Annotated in this window: 13 protein-coding genes; 2 read left to right on the top strand and 11 right to left on the bottom strand. The window is 54.0% G+C overall.

What is annotated here, in order from left to right; genetic code table 11:
• The 4 genes from HOL66_16955 to HOL66_16940 all read right to left on the bottom strand — a co-directional run.
• Positions 1 to 777, bottom strand: a 777-nt coding sequence (locus HOL66_16955; GenBank protein MBT5245923.1) for a fructose-bisphosphatase class II family protein, incomplete at its 3' end; no start/stop codon positions are given.
• Positions 777 to 2,072, bottom strand: coding sequence for a homoserine dehydrogenase (locus HOL66_16950; protein MBT5245922.1), 1,296 nt, complete (start codon positions 2,070 to 2,072; stop codon positions 777 to 779). The genes HOL66_16950 and HOL66_16955, both read right to left, overlap by 1 nt.
• 12 nt (positions 2,073 to 2,084) lie before the next feature.
• The gene (locus HOL66_16945; protein ID MBT5245921.1) at positions 2,085 to 3,305 is read right to left on the bottom strand and encodes an LL-diaminopimelate aminotransferase; all 1,221 of its coding nucleotides are present in this window, start codon (positions 3,303 to 3,305) and stop codon (positions 2,085 to 2,087) included.
• Positions 3,306 to 3,598: 293 nt separating this feature from the next.
• Positions 3,599 to 4,729, bottom strand: coding sequence for an OmpA family protein (locus HOL66_16940; GenBank protein ID MBT5245920.1), 1,131 nt, complete (start codon positions 4,727 to 4,729; stop codon positions 3,599 to 3,601).
• A gap of 251 nt (positions 4,730 to 4,980) precedes the next feature.
• Here HOL66_16940 and phaC point away from each other — a divergent pair, with 251 nt between their 5' ends.
• Positions 4,981 to 6,702 carry a class I poly(R)-hydroxyalkanoic acid synthase gene (gene phaC / locus HOL66_16935; protein ID MBT5245919.1) on the top strand — a complete coding sequence of 574 codons (1,722 nt, stop codon included), beginning with the start codon at positions 4,981 to 4,983 and terminating at the stop codon, positions 6,700 to 6,702.
• Here phaC and HOL66_16930 read toward each other — a convergent pair.
• From HOL66_16930 to HOL66_16910, 5 genes are all read right to left on the bottom strand, one after another.
• The gene (locus HOL66_16930) at positions 6,699 to 7,925 is read right to left on the bottom strand and encodes an aminotransferase class V-fold PLP-dependent enzyme (GenBank protein ID MBT5245918.1); all 1,227 of its coding nucleotides are present in this window, start codon (positions 7,923 to 7,925) and stop codon (positions 6,699 to 6,701) included. The two genes, phaC and HOL66_16930, sit on opposite strands and share 4 nt — an antisense overlap.
• Complete coding sequence (gene meaB / locus HOL66_16925) at positions 7,922 to 8,830, bottom strand: methylmalonyl Co-A mutase-associated GTPase MeaB (protein ID MBT5245917.1); 909 nt, start codon at positions 8,828 to 8,830, stop codon at positions 7,922 to 7,924. Before meaB ends, HOL66_16930 begins: the two co-directional genes overlap by 4 nt.
• A 71-nt stretch (positions 8,831 to 8,901) precedes the next feature.
• Positions 8,902 to 9,432, bottom strand: a complete 531-nt coding sequence (locus HOL66_16920) for a gamma carbonic anhydrase family protein (GenBank protein ID MBT5245916.1) — start codon at positions 9,430 to 9,432, stop codon at positions 8,902 to 8,904.
• A gap of 4 nt (positions 9,433 to 9,436) precedes the next feature.
• Positions 9,437 to 10,135 carry an alpha/beta fold hydrolase gene (locus tag HOL66_16915; protein ID MBT5245915.1) on the bottom strand — a complete coding sequence of 233 codons (699 nt, stop codon included), beginning with the start codon at positions 10,133 to 10,135 and terminating at the stop codon, positions 9,437 to 9,439.
• A 30-nt stretch (positions 10,136 to 10,165) separates the two neighbouring features.
• A complete protein-coding gene (locus HOL66_16910) occupies positions 10,166 to 10,705 on the bottom strand; it encodes a hydrolase (GenBank protein MBT5245914.1) in 540 nt (179 codons plus the stop codon).
• A 166-nt stretch (positions 10,706 to 10,871) separates the two neighbouring features.
• Here HOL66_16910 and HOL66_16905 point away from each other — a divergent pair, with 166 nt between their 5' ends.
• A complete protein-coding gene (locus HOL66_16905) occupies positions 10,872 to 12,401 on the top strand; it encodes a DEAD/DEAH box helicase (protein MBT5245913.1) in 1,530 nt (509 codons plus the stop codon).
• A 3-nt stretch (positions 12,402 to 12,404) separates the two neighbouring features.
• Here HOL66_16905 and HOL66_16900 read toward each other — a convergent pair whose 3' ends face one another.
• Together HOL66_16900 and HOL66_16895 are read right to left on the bottom strand one after the other, a co-directional pair.
• Positions 12,405 to 13,001 carry a 7-cyano-7-deazaguanine synthase gene (locus HOL66_16900; GenBank protein ID MBT5245912.1) on the bottom strand — a complete coding sequence of 199 codons (597 nt, stop codon included), beginning with the start codon at positions 12,999 to 13,001 and terminating at the stop codon, positions 12,405 to 12,407.
• Positions 12,998 to 14,182: a nucleoside 2-deoxyribosyltransferase gene (locus HOL66_16895; GenBank protein MBT5245911.1), complete on the bottom strand. Its 1,185-nt coding sequence runs from the start codon at positions 14,180 to 14,182 to the stop codon at positions 12,998 to 13,000. The genes HOL66_16900 and HOL66_16895 overlap by 4 nt, the downstream gene beginning before the upstream one ends.
• Positions 14,183 to 14,323: the final 141 nt, after the last annotated feature.

The following is a 14,323-nucleotide window of genomic DNA, read 5'->3' as shown; positions in this document are numbered from 1 at the left end:
GAACTTTTGTGCAGGGTCTGTGATACCGGCATCGTCGGCTTTTACCCTGTCGGCATTATCGCGGACGACCAACCGCCCCTGCATCTGACCGCCGACACAGGCAAGGGCTGCGGCTGAGAGAACGCCTTGTGAAGCGCCGCCGATGCCACAATACAAATCAATACCGCTTTTCGGCCAAACCGTTGCGACAACACCCGAAACATCACCGTCGACAATTAACATGATGCGGGCACCGGCTTCGCGAACCTGGGCGATAATTTCACCATGGCGGGGACGGTCCAGAATGCACACGACAAGATCACTGATGGGCACGCCTTTGGCCGCACTCAGCGCTTTCAGGTTTTCTGACGGCGGATTGTCCAGATCGACAAGCCCTGCCGGCAAGCCGCCACCGACGGCGATTTTTTCCATGTACAGATCGGGGACGTTAAGGAACTTGCCGCCTTCGGCCAAAGCAATGACGGAAAGGCCGTTGGGTTCGCCCTTGGCGACAATGGTCGGACCTTCCACCGGCATCAAGGCAACATCAACGGCTGGTCCTTTGCCATCGCCGACCTTTTCGTTGACGGTCAGCTGACTGCCGTTGTTTTCACCAATGCGGATAGTGCCGTCAATCGACAGGGCCTTGAGCGCCTTGCTCATGGCATCCACGGCGGCCTGATCGGCAGATTCTTCATCACCACGCCCCATCCAGACGCTGGCGGCGCGGGCTGCCGCTTCACTGACCCTGACGGCTTCCATGGCCAGATTGCGTCCAGCGTTGTTTGTATCAGCCATTATAAATTCTCTATCCGAATCATTACCGGTGCTTCAAGCACACCATCAAGATTGGCAATTGTTTCTATGACGGCGGAGGCACGGGCTTCCTCTGTCTCATGCAATGTCAACACCACCGGTACGGCTTCACCCGGGGCGCCCCTGCCGTGTTGCAGGATCGATTCCATAGATACTTCGTTATCACGCAGCGTGGTTGCCACATCGGCAAAAATACCGGGCCGGTCGATAACCATCAGGCGAATGTAGTAAGCCCCCTTGTGGGCATCCATTGAAACCGTCGTTGAAGATTTCAGGTCTTTGGCGGGAATACCAAATGCCGGTATCAGTATGCCTCGCGCGATATCGGCAAGATCGGCGCAAACAGCGGAAGCGGTTGGCCCTTCCCCGGCCCCGCGCCCTTCCATCATCAGGGTATCGACAAAATCCCCTTCGGCGACGACAGCGTTAAACACCCCTTCGACGCTGGCGATCGGGGCGGCCGTAGGAACCAGACACGGATGCACCCGCTGCTCGATGCCGTGATCGCTTTGCGAAGCGATGCCCAGTAGCTTGACGCGGTAACCAAGCTCTTCGGCAAAGCGGATATCCATTTGTGAAATACGGGTGATGCCTTCAACGTGGACATCATCAAAATTGGCTTTCCTGCCAAAGGCCAATGAGGCGAGGATTGCCAGTTTGTGGGCCGCGTCGACGCCTTCGATATCAAACTCCGGATCGGCTTCGGCATAACCCAGACGCTGGGCATCTTCCAGCACTTCGGTGAATTCAAGTCCTTCATCACGCATCCGGCTGAGGATGTAATTGCATGTTCCGTTCAGGATGCCATGAATGCTTTGAATGCCATTGGCGACAAGCCCCTCGCGCAACGCCTTGATAATCGGAATGCCACCGGCGACGGCAGCTTCATAGGCCAGGCTAACACCGGCGGTTTCTGCTTTAAGCGCCAGTTCCGTTCCATGGTGGGCAATCAGCGCTTTATTGGCTGTCACCACATGGCGCGAAGCGTCAATCGCCGCCTCGACGGTTTCCCTGGCGATCCCGTCGGCGCCACCGATCAGTTCAACAATGACATCGGCATCAGCTTCACGCGCCATCCGGGCCGCGTCTTCATAGAATTCAAGGCCATCGAGCGAGACACCCCGGTCCTTGCCCTGATCACGGGCAGATACGGCGGTCACCTGAATCTTTCGGCCACAACGGCCTTCCAGCAAGTCGCCATGTTCGGACAGCAGTTTAAGAATTCCTGCACCGACGGTTCCCAAGCCGGCTACGGCGATTTTCAAAGGTTCACTCATTCATGACATCCACTAATGTGTTGCGGCTTGTTTGTCCGCTTTTTCAATAACATTCTGATAAGTTCCCAGGAACGATTTAATGTTCCTGATCGCCTGGCGGGTGCGGTGAACGTTTTCGACCAGTCCGATACGGACATGACCATCGCCGTGTTCGCCAAAACCAATACCCGGTGCAACGGCAACATGGGCTTCGGCAAGCAACAACTTTGAAAATTCAATAGAACCCAAATGCCGGAAAGCGGTCGGGATCGGGGCCCAGGCAAACATCGTTGCGGCCGGTGAAGGCACATCCCAGCCAGCGGCGGCCAGCCCGTCGATCAAGACATCGCGGCGCTCTTTGTAAAGGGTGCGGATTTCATCGACGCAGTCCTGCGGACCGTTCAAGGCAGCCGTAGCGGCAACCTGAACCGGTGTGAAAGCGCCATAATCAAGATAGGATTTGATCCGCGTCAGCGCCGCTACCAAAGTCTTGTTGCCACTGCAAAAACCAATGCGCCAGCCGGGCATGTTGTACGTCTTGCTCATGGATGTGAATTCGACAGCGATATCCCTGGCCCCCGGCACTTGCAGGATCGACGGCGGCGGGGTGGTATCAAAATATATTTCGGCGTAAGCAAGATCCGATAAAATCCAGATTTCATGGTGGCGACAAAAATCGACAACCTGAGCGTAGAAATCCAGGTCCACCAATTCTGCCGTCGGATTGTTGGGGAAATTCAAAACCAGCGCCGTCGGCTTGGGAACGCTGTGAACAACCGCCCTCTCTAATGCCTCCATAAATGACTGATCTGGGGTGACCGGCACATTTCGCACAGAAGCCCCGGCGATAATAAATCCAAACGGGTGGATCGGATAACTGGGATTGGGAACCAGAATAACATCACCCGGCGAGGTAATGGCGGATGCCAGATTGGCCAGTCCCTCTTTCGACCCCAGGGTGACGATGGTTTCGGATTCCGGATCGATGGAAACGTCGAAGCGGCGTTCGTAATAGGCGGCAACGGCTTTTCGCAATCCCGGAATGCCGCGAGAATTGGAATATCGATGGGTGCGCGGGTCTTGCACCGTTTCGGTCAATTTATCAACAATGTGCTGGGGCGTCGGCTGGTCCGGATTACCCATGCCAAAATCGATGATGTCCTCACCGTTTGCCCGCGCCCTTGCCTTCATCGCATTGACTTCGGCAAACACGTAAGGCGGCAATCGCCTTATCCGGTGAAAATCCTTTTCCATATTTCTCATATACCCCGAAAGTGGTCTGTATCATCTAAATTACACCCCTACGACGGTGTTGCAAGGTTTCCGGCTAGGAATGCGTTGCGCCGTGGTGGCTTTCCACCACAAGCAGCGCATGACAACGTCCGGAAGCCTTGCAACACCGCCCTCCGGGTCGCTTTTCCCGTCCCCTCGGGGTGTCGGCAACACTTGACGATGCTTCGGCATCGCCTGCGTGCCCCCTCCTGCCGAGGAAACGGGAAAAGCGATCGTAGGGATGCAATTTAGATGATGCAGACCGCTAGGGGTGTTTAGTTCTGAAAATAAATTTCGGCGCGACGGTTACCAGCTTCACCCGATGGCATACTTTCGTAATAAAGCGGCATGTTATCGGCGCGCGCGTCGACGACGATCATATCAGGCGCCATTCCCATGGAACGCAATTCCTTGGCGATCCTGTCGGCACGGTCAACAGAAACACTGTAGTTAACCATTTTGTGGCTGACCGGGTCCATGTTGCGTGTCCGGCTTGAGGCATGGCCGACGACGGTTACTGTTCCGCCGCGTTGCTGATGCAGTCGAATCACTTCACCCAAAATCCGGCGATCATTCTGACTAAGGCCCGACGAGCCGGTTTCAAACAGGATCGTCGCAACCTTGACACCGCCAACGGTGGCTTGCGTCGAGCGTTTCAGGCTTGTGGATACGGGTTGGGCAATAGCCGGTTGCGCGGCAGGAACAGGGTTTGAAGCCGGAGCAGCTGCGGCAGCAGCCATCTCGATACCCATGGAGGAGACTACGACGGTACCGTATGGATCTTCATCGATTGACGCCATGGCATTAGCCGGCATAGCCGGGGCAGACGGCGGTGGTGTCAGGGTGATGGAATTTGGAACAATCGAGGCAAAACCGGCATCAGCAGGCGCCGCCGGCATGGAAGCAGGAGCTTGAACAACCGGAGCCGCAGGCATGGCTGGTGGTGCAGGCTGGACCGGAGACACCATCGCAGTCGATACCTGTTCGGCAGACGGCGCAGGTGGTGCAGCAGGTGGCTGGGCTGCAAGCATTTCTGTGGCCTCGCCCTGACGGGCAATGGGTTCGGCATATTTGCGTTTTTCGGTATCGGCTACCAGACCGCCCTGTACCGGCGCACTGGTGCGCTGGGGAACTGTGGACAATTCAGGAAACGCCTTATCTTCACCCGGAATCGGTGTCTGTTCAGCCGATGCGTCCTGGTTTTCTTGACTGACCTGGCCTTCGCCATCCTCGCCAGCAAAAAAATCGACGGTGCTTTTGTACCATTCGGCCGGATTGACGGCGTCGGGCACGGAAGAGCAACCGGCAAGGCCGCTTAACACGGTGACCAGAGCGCCCGCTACAAGAGGGCGGCTGTAGCCTGCCTTGACTCCAACTTGGACGGGGCGTTGCTGTTTATTGCTCATCGACACTCGAATCCTCTTTTAAGGTCTTATCGAAAAAATACATGTGCTCCTTGCAGAGCCCGTAAAATACCGGGATATGATTAAAAGTATCTTACGCTATAATAGCTTTATTGCATTTTTATCAATGTCTTGCGGCCACGTATACACTTAAGCGAATTTAACCGGAGGCTTGAGTTTTGGACGAAGAAGCAAACAGTGCGGCATCGGAAACCTACGGCGTTATCAATTCGGAGTCTGTTGGCGAACTTTCAATGCGTTTTCAACGCATTATATCCGATTTTTTTGCCAAACAACTGGCTGAAAGCAGCCTCGCGGATCTGAATTCCGGTTCCCACCTGAGCAATGCTTTCATTGAGCTTACGGCGAAAATGATGGCCAACCCCGCCCAATTGGCTGAAAACCAGTTGGCCCTGTGGCAGGAATACCTCAATCTTTGGACGGCCAGCAGCAACCGGATGATGGGTGGGCAAAGCCCTGTCGATATTCAACCCGACCAGGAAGACCGGCGTTTTGGTCATGAAAGCTGGAACGAAAACGATGTTTTCAATTTCATCAAACAGTCCTATCTGCTGACCTCCAACTGGGTAACATCGGTTGTTGGAGGTGTTGAGGGACTGGACGACAAGACCGCCCGTAAGGTCAATTTTTACACCCGCCAGTTCGTCAACGCCCTGTCGCCGAGTAATTTCATCGCCACCAACCCGGAAGTTATCCGCGAGACCTTTGAAAGCGGCGGAGAAAACCTTGTCAACGGCATCGAGAATTTGCTCGATGATCTGGAACAGAGCAAAGGCCAGTTGCGGATCACCATGAGCGATGAAGCATCGTTCAAACTTGGTGAAAATATCGCCTCCACACCGGGAAAGGTAATCTATCGCAACGATCTGGTCGAATTGATCCAGTACGCACCAACCACCAAGAAAGTCTTCAAAACCCCGCTTTTGATCATCACCCCATGGATCAATAAATATTATATCCTTGATCTGCGGCCGCAGAATTCCCTGATCAAATGGGCCACAGACCAGGGCCATACGGTGTTTGTCACATCCTGGGTCAACCCGGATGAAAGTTTTGCCGGAAAGACCTTCGATGATTACATGCAGGAGGGAATCCTCGACAGCCTGGGCGCCATCAACAAAGCCACCGGAGAAGAGCACTGCAACGCAATCGGTTACTGCATTGGCGGCACCCTGCTCGCCGCAACCCTTGCCTACATGGCAGAAATCAAGGACACGCGGATCAAGTCGGCGACATTCTTAAGCACCATGGTTGATTTCACCGACCCCGGCGACCTTGGCATTTTTATCGACGAGGAACAAATTGATGATCTTGATGAAATGATGTTCGCGCGCGGCTATCTCGACGGTACGGAAATGGCCAGTACCTTTAACATGATGCGCGACAATGATTTGATCTGGTCCTTCGTCGTCAACAATTACCTGCTCGGAAAGGCCCCCTTCCCCTTTGACCTGCTGTACTGGAATTCGGATTCAACCCGTATGCCCGCGGCCATGCACAGTTTTTACTTACGCAAAATGTATCTGGAAAACAAACTTGTCGAGCCCGGAGGCATCGAACTTTCTGGTGTTCCCATCGACCTCAGGCAAATCAAAATCCCCATCTACATGCTATCAACCCGTGATGATCATATCGCACCCTGGAAATCGACCTACAAGGCGACCGCCCTTTATGGCGGTCCGGTGCGCTTCGTGCTGGCCGGTTCGGGCCACATCGCCGGTGTCGTCAATCCACCGGCAAAGGGGAAATATGGTTATTGGACCTACAGTAAAATCCCAAAGAACCCGGAAACCTGGTTGAAATCAGCCAAGCGAACAGAAGGATCGTGGTGGCCGAACTGGGCTGACTGGATAAAAAAGCAGGCCGGAAAAAAAGATGTCGCCGCCCGCAAACCCGGTGCTGGAAAGCTGAAAGCCCTTGAAGATGCGCCTGGGTCTTACGTCCGGGTTCGTTAAAGCGTTTGCTCCAACGCCCCTATCAGTTGGTCGATTTCGGCCTGACTTGTGTAATGGACAAATGACAGGCGCAAGACGCCGGGATTCAGCGGCACGTTAAGAGCCTCGAGCAGGCGCACCGCGTAGAAGTCACCTGAACCCGCCATGATTTTCTTATCGACAAGAGCCGTGGCAATTTCCTGTGCCGAACGATCGGGCTGCACGGCAATTGTTGAAACTTTTCTCTCCCCGTTGACCGGTCCTAAAATCCGTAAATCATTTCGCGAACGCAGGAAATCCAGCAACTGGTTGGTCAGCTTTTTCTCGTGCGCCGCAAAAAGGCTGTTCATCTGTTTTGCTTGATCCGCAAGACTCGCCTGACCATCAAAATGATGGGCGTAGAGGGTCTCGTAATAATCGGCGACACCGTTTGTCGCGGCGATTTGGGCATGATCGGGCCCGGCTGGCGTCAGGCGTTTTTCCGGGTAATCCGCATTGAAATAATGGCCCTGGTTTTCAAGTTGATCCTGAATGCCTGCACGCGCGTAAATAACGCCCTGATGGGGGCCAAAGGTCTTGTAAAGCGAGAACAGGTAAATATCGGCGCCAAGGTTGCCCAAGTCGGGAAAGCCGTGCGGCGCGTAGGAAACACCGTCAACCACCAACAAGGCGCCTGAGTCGTGGACTTTTTCCGCCGCCGCCGTCACATCATTAATCTGGCCGACGATGTTGGAACAATGGGGCATCGTGACAAACCGGGTCTTCGCCGATAGCAACTTATCCAAATCCGCCAGATCAAGCTCACCACTGACCGGGTTGACTTGCCATTCGCGAACGTCGACACCTTGCACCCCCAACCGTCGCCAAACACCGCTGTTGGCTTCGTGGTCCTGATTGGTGACGATAATCTCATCGCCCTCACCAAGCCCGCCGCGTAAGGCATTTGCAATGACGTAGCTGTTTTGCGATGTCGAAGGACCGATACTGATTTCATTGACGTCCGCATTGAGCAAACCGGCCATCCGGGCCCGCCCACTGTCCATTTCCTCGCCCGCCCGTTTTGAGGCCGGGTATGGGCCGTAGGGCTGAACTTTTGTTTCGCGGTAATACCTGTTCAGCCGGTCAATGACCTGAGCGCAGGCGTAGGAGCCACCGGCATTTTCAAAAAAGCCCCAGCCACGGAGGTTTTCCTGGGAAAATGCCGGAAACTGGCTGCGAACAAATTCAAGATCGAGGTTCGTCACTTGGGGTCTTCTCCTTTTTCGCGAAAGCCGTCGAGTAATGCAAGGGCCGCACTGTGCGGATCAAGGGTTCGGTCCATGGCCTTGTCTAGCAGGTCGGCAAGTTTGCCGTCACGCTGTTTACGCAAACGTTCGCGGACAACATCTTCGGCAGATTTTAAAATCCTCATCTCTGCAATCCGGCGTTTGCGAATTTCGATCTCGCCTGAAGCATTCAAATGTTCAAAATGCTCGTCAATTGAGGCGACCAGTTCAACAATTCCCGTATCCCGCTCGGCACTGGTCGCGATAACAGGAGGCTTCCAGATTTTCGAGCCCCTGTTCTGTCTGCCCAGCGCCAGCATTCCTTGAAGATCGGCAATGGTGCGTAAAGCATCGTCCCGGTCACACTTGGAGACCGCGTGAATATCGGCAATTTCCAGAACACCGGCCTTGATCGCCTGAATTTCATCGCCCAGCCCGGGGGCTGAAACAACGACAACGCTATGGGCGGCGCTTACGATATCAACTTCATCCTGGCCAACACCGACGGTTTCTATAAGCACCAGATCGAAGCCGGCGGCATCCAGAACATCGACCGTATCAAGGGCCGGACGGGCCAGGCCGCCAAGCGCCCCGCCGGTCGCCATGGAACGAATGAAAACACCCTCGTCCCCTGTCAAATCATGCATCCGCACCCGGTCACCAAGAATCGAGCCACCTGAAAACGGGCTGGAGGGATCAACGGCGATAATACCGACCTTGCGGCCGCTTTTCCGGAATTCCAGGGCCAGCGAGCGCACCAGTGTTGACTTGCCACTGCCCGGAACGCCGGTTAGCCCAATGATATGGGCGCGACCGCTATGGGTGAAAATTTCAGCCATGGCGGCGCGGTCATCAGGGGAGCCGGTTTCGGCCTTTGACATCATCCGGGCTATGGCACGCGGCTGGCCATCCAGAACCTGTTTGATCAGGGTCTTATTATTGGATTTATTGCTACTCACTGCTCTGCCAAACCTTTGCGATATCGATGGGCCAACTTGACATAATGGGGCGCTGTGTAGGCTATCATTTCAAGGTCGCTCTGGGTAAGGTCGCGCAAGTAACGAGCCGGTGTGCCGCCCCACAACTGACCGGCGGGAATGGTTTTACCCGGTGACACAAGCGCCCCGGCGGCGACAATAGCGCCACTTTCGATGACAGCGCCATCCATGACCGTTGCGTTCATGCCAATGAAACAGCCATCTTCGAGCGTGCAGGCATGGATCAGGGCCATATGACCGATGGTGATGTCATTGCCAATATAAGTTCCCTGCCCTTCACCCGAAACATGGACGATGGTGCCATCCTGAATGTTGGTTCGCTCACCGACGCGGATTTCATTGACGTCACCGCGCAGCAGGCAATTGAACCAGACGCCACTGTCATCGCCGATCACAACATCACCGATGATGGTGGCGTTGGGGGCGATAAAGGCGTCATCGGAAATTGTCGGTACGGTTTCCTCGTAGGGAAGAATTAGACCGGTCATATTTTTATACCTGTAACCAATAGCGCATGGCCGCGCTGACCGCATAGGGTCGTTCCAGTGTCGACAAATGGCCGCAATCTTCAATTACAACAAGGACAGCGCCGGGAATGGCGTCAACCATTGCCTGATGCTGTTCAGGCGGGGTCAGGTTATCCTGTGCCCCACATATCACCACCGCCGGACAATTAACACGCGAGAGAACCTCAAAGCCATCTTTGCGGCTCATAATCGTATGCTGTTGGCGGATAAACGCCTCCTCGCCGATATGTTCAGCCATCGTCATGATTGAGTTGGTCAGATCTTCATCAGTCAACCTGTCTTGATGAATGAGCAGCGGCAGCAGACGTTTCGTAACCCCCCTGAATTTGCCTTCCAGGGTCAGATTGATAAAGCCGGTGCGGCGTTTGCGTTGCTCGTCACTATCGGGCAAGGCCGACGTATCAAGCAGGGCCAGACGTTGCACCCGATCAGGGGCCTGACGCAAAATTTCCTGGGCCACATAACCGCCCATGGATAATCCGGCCAGGGCGAAGGTTTCGGGGGCTTCGCTCAACGTCCGCGCCGCCATCGCTTCTATACTGTCATCGCGGGTCAGATCGGCGACAGAAACGTCGGCGATGTCCGCCAGCGTCCTGATCTGATGGGACCATAAATTTTCGTCGCACAGCAGCCCCGGCAACAGCAGTAGGTGAGTCTTTTCCATCCGAATCAAACTCTTAATAAATGACGCTAACTATTTGATAAATTTACTTATATCCTTGAACTCAGGCGTTCCCGCCTGACCCAGCCATTCAAACAACACCATTTCCGTGGTGACAATTTCCGCCCCCGCGCCACTCAACCTGTGCAACCCCATGGAATGGTTGTCCGGGCTGCGCGAGGTTGTCGCATCAGCAACCACGAAGACTTGCACATTTTGTTCCAGTAAATCCATTGCCGTTTGCAGCACGCAGACATGGGCTTCAACCCCGACAATCACCGCCTGTGCACGACCAAGGGCCTTAAAGCGCGGCCCATAGTCCGCGTCTGCCATGCAGGAAAACGTCACCTTGGCTACGACCTCGCCAATGCCCAGTTCGGCCAGCGGTTCAATGGTTGCCCCCAACCCTTGCGGATATTGCTCCGAAACCAGCTGTGGCACCTTCAGGCGGGACGCCGCGCGCATCAAAATTGAGGTGTTCTCAACAACCCCTTCGATATTGTTCATCGCAGGGGCCAATTTGTCCTGAATATCAATAACCAGTAGCGCCGAACGGTCAGCCTTAATCAACATGGGCGGGAAGCTTTCTTTGAAATTTACAAGAATCTGTTAAGTCATATGGGATTCTATCGACCTTCATTATTGACTTAAAGCACGGAAAGCCTAATATCCCGCTTTCCTCAACTTAAGGACGGGGATCAAAGGCATCATTTGTTGGTGCCCATCTATCCCAAACCATATGAATTTTTCAGATCTTGGACTTGGCGACGGCGTCCTAAAAGCCGTCGAAGACGCAGGTTACACCACCCCCACTCCCATTCAGGAGCAGGCCATTCCTATTGTGCTGATGGGCCGCGACATTTTGGGTTGCGCGCAGACCGGCACTGGCAAGACGGCCGGCTTCACCCTGCCGATGATCGACGTGCTGGCCTCGGGCCGGGCAAAAGCGCGGATGCCGCGCTCGTTGATTCTCGAGCCGACACGCGAGCTTGCTGCCCAGGTTGCCGACAACTTCGACACCTACGGCAAGTACCACAAATTGAGCAAGGCGCTGCTGATCGGCGGCTCGTCCATGAACGAACAATTGAAAGTCATCGACCGCGGCCCCGACGTGCTGATCGCCACCCCCGGTCGGCTGCTTGATTTGTTTGAGCGCGGACGCCTGCTGATGACCGATGTCAAGATTCTGGTTATCGACGAAGCGGACCGGATGCTCGACATGGGCTTCATCCCCGATGTTGAAAAGATCGTCTCGCTGATTTCACCGATGCGTCAGACCTTGTTTTTCTCGGCCACCGTGGCCCCGGAAATTCGCCGTCTTGCCGACAAATTCCTGATGAACCCGAAAGAAATCACCATCGCCAAGCTGGAAACCAGCGACGAGACCATCACCCAGGGACTGATCATGGTTCCGCACGGCGATGGGCGACGCCCCGGTGGCGGGCAAAAAGAAAAACGCGCAGCCCTTCGCAGGCTGATTGCCCAGGAAGACGTCAAGGACGCGCTTATTTTCTGCAACCGAAAGCGCGATATCGGCACCCTTCACCGATCCATGACCAAGCACGGTTACTCCGTCGGCCAGTTGCATGGAGATATGGCGCAACCGGCGCGCATGGAAATGCTGCAACGGTTCAAGGAAAACAAGTTCACCTACATGATTTGCAGTGATGTTGCGGCCCGTGGCCTCGACATTCCGGCCCTAAGCCATGTCTTTAATTTCGACGTGCCGAGCCACGCCGAAGACTACGTTCACCGTATCGGCCGCACCGGACGCGCCGGTCTCCAGGGCCACGCCTACACCATTGCCGTCGCCGAAGACCGCAAGTATATCGAGGCGATCACCAGGCTGATCGGCAAGGAAATCCCACCATTCGGTCAAACAGGCTTCAAAGTCGTCGAAAACCCCAAACCGGTCAAGGCCACCCCCGATAAAGAGGACACGCCTAAAGAGGCCGCAGAAGAACAGACCCCGGATCAAGTCCCAGCTAAAGCTCAAGAACAAACCAGTGAGCAAGCCGCCCCTAAGCAGGAACGCGAGCGCAACCGCTCACGTGGTGGACGTGGCCGTGGACGTGGACGCCAACCCAGGGACGAAAAACCGGCAGATAAACCGGCAGATAAAGAGGCCGCCAAACCGCAGCCCCAACGGCAAAAACAGGCCCGGCCTCAGCAGCAACCGCGACCGGCCCAGAATTCAGGCGACGAAAAGCAGAAATTCGGCGACAGCGGCAACGTCCCGGCCTTCATGCGCCGCCCCGGCGACAAGTAACCCTTATATTTTTCCTTCCTCATCAAGCTCTTTGAAAAGCTGAATCGTCTTATAGCAGCCACGACAAACTCCGCATGCTATAGATGAACGATGGCATGAATGCGTCCAACCCAAAAGTTCTCTTGGGGTTCTAGAACGCCCAACGAGTTCTAGCGTTGTCATATTAATCGCGGGAGCAACAACAGTCACATACGGCGCTTGGCACCTCATTAGTACATCAATGTTTGTAATAAACTGTTGTGTGCCATCTGAATGGACGGAGTCTGTTTTCATAGTGCCAATAATGATTTCCTGAAGTCCCTCACGCTCATAACGCATAGCTGCAAGAGTTATCAGCATTTGATTGCGGTATGGCCACCATTCTGGGATGGCCTCATCTCTTGCTGGATGAGAACCAGCCATATCGCCACGACCCATTTCTTGCATCGGAACACTAATCAATTCATGCCTAAGCGAAAGCCTTGATGCGATTGTCGTCGCCGCTCTAGTTTCACCCAATACAGGTTTCTGTCCATAATCGATTGTTAAGAGAAGATCAGGCTGAAGTTCATGTGCAAGACATGTTGATTCAACGCCGCCAGAAAATAGCAACAGCCTCACCGCCAGCTTTCCCAAGCGGCCCGATAAATCGCAGTCGAGAAATCATCGATCAGAATGCACCCAGTTCCCGTGAGCATCGTCAAATCTCCATCTTTGGCATTTTCAGATAACGCGACAACTGGAACATTTTTTGATCGTGCATAGCCAATCTCAAATATTGTCCCAAGATCACACCCATCAATGAATGCAAGAACTGCTGTGCACTCGTCCAATCCCTTAAGGTCGGCATCTGCAACCTGATCTGCTGAACCAAATCCTACAGCATGATAGGGGGAGAACACCTCCGCCCCGAGTTCGGTCAGAGCTTTCCATGCTTCCTCAATTACCCATAACTCTCCAACCGTGAAAAAGGGACCAGCTATATAAATTCTCCCCTCGCGTTTCCTTTCTATTGATTTCAGTCTTTTCAAGTCCTCATTGGCCAGGACAGTCGGAAGGCGTGTCTCACAATACTGGGACGTGCAGCGAGAAGCGACATCGGCACTTTCCATTTCGCTTTTTCCTAAAACCCCCCATTGGTATGCAAAAGAAGCGCTAAACACATCTCCTGAGCCGATCTTGTATACTCGCTCCGATTTGTAAGGTGGGACAGTTCCTTGGAGTTCCCCAGACAGGTAAACACGACACCCCTCGGCACCTGCTTTCACCAACACCACATCTGCATTATCTATTGTGCCTACTTTCTTAACAGCTTCGGTCTCATCATCTGACCGGCCCAACTTCCGGACTTCTGTTGCATTCAATACAATGGCTAAATTGCTCGCAATCGAGCCATTTTTTGAGTAACTTATTGGTTCATTTGGAGATTGGGGATCGTAAATTACCCGCCCTCCCCTAACCACAGCATCTCCCTCCATGAAACCGAAGCGCAGCACCACATCGCCTTCAACCTCAATCGATGGGCTAATTGCCGGATTGCTGGGTGAGTAGACTGGAGAGGATAAGGGGTGGAAATATCGAAATGTAATAAGTGCATCAGAGTCATGCGGAAAATGCGCAATATTCTCGTGGGCTAAAGAAAGAGCAACACGACGACAGTCCTCCGAAGGGCTATAATAATACCAATCAACTGGTACTCCTGCAGATGCTATTGCCATCGCAGCTCTACCACCAGAACCAAAACCCACCTTTTCATGTGGCTTCACACACTGTTCGAGGTAATACCCTCCAACAACAATCATTGGATTTAGGCCATTCTGATATCTAGACGTACGGTGGGGCCTGCTAATTGAATCACCTCCGCCTCATAGTTTATACCGTCCTGAATGCATCTAACGAGTTCGGCTTGTTGGGAAACACCGGCTATTGTTCCCGCCTGCTGA

This window comes from Rhodospirillaceae bacterium (genome assembly GCA_018662005.1).
Classification (GTDB): Bacteria; Pseudomonadota; Alphaproteobacteria; order Rhodospirillales; family JABHCV01; genus JACNJU01.
This window is presented reverse-complemented; position numbering and strand designations above follow the sequence as displayed.

What these genes read in the sequence shown, in the direction of transcription:
- HOL66_16950 (MBT5245922.1), bottom strand. Translation starts at nt 2,072, where the DNA reads ATGAGTGAACCTTTGAAAATCGCCGTAGCCGGCTTGGGAACCGTCGGT.
- HOL66_16945 (MBT5245921.1), bottom strand. Translation starts at nt 3,305, where the DNA reads ATGGAAAAGGATTTTCACCGGATAAGGCGATTGCCGCCTTACGTGTTT.
- HOL66_16940 (MBT5245920.1), bottom strand. Translation starts at nt 4,729, where the DNA reads ATGAGCAATAAACAGCAACGCCCCGTCCAAGTTGGAGTCAAGGCAGGC.
- phaC (MBT5245919.1), top strand. Translation starts at nt 4,981, where the DNA reads ATGCGTTTTCAACGCATTATATCCGATTTTTTTGCCAAACAACTGGCT.
- meaB (MBT5245917.1), bottom strand. Translation starts at nt 8,830, where the DNA reads ATGATGTCAAAGGCCGAAACCGGCTCCCCTGATGACCGCGCCGCCATG.
- HOL66_16920 (MBT5245916.1), bottom strand. Translation starts at nt 9,432, where the DNA reads ATGACCGGTCTAATTCTTCCCTACGAGGAAACCGTACCGACAATTTCC.
- HOL66_16915 (MBT5245915.1), bottom strand. Translation starts at nt 10,135, where the DNA reads ATGGAAAAGACTCACCTACTGCTGTTGCCGGGGCTGCTGTGCGACGAA.
- HOL66_16910 (MBT5245914.1), bottom strand. Translation starts at nt 10,705, where the DNA reads ATGTTGATTAAGGCTGACCGTTCGGCGCTACTGGTTATTGATATTCAG.
- HOL66_16905 (MBT5245913.1), top strand. Translation starts at nt 10,872, where the DNA reads ATGAATTTTTCAGATCTTGGACTTGGCGACGGCGTCCTAAAAGCCGTC.
- HOL66_16895 (MBT5245911.1), bottom strand. Translation starts at nt 14,182, where the DNA reads ATGATTGTTGTTGGAGGGTATTACCTCGAACAGTGTGTGAAGCCACAT.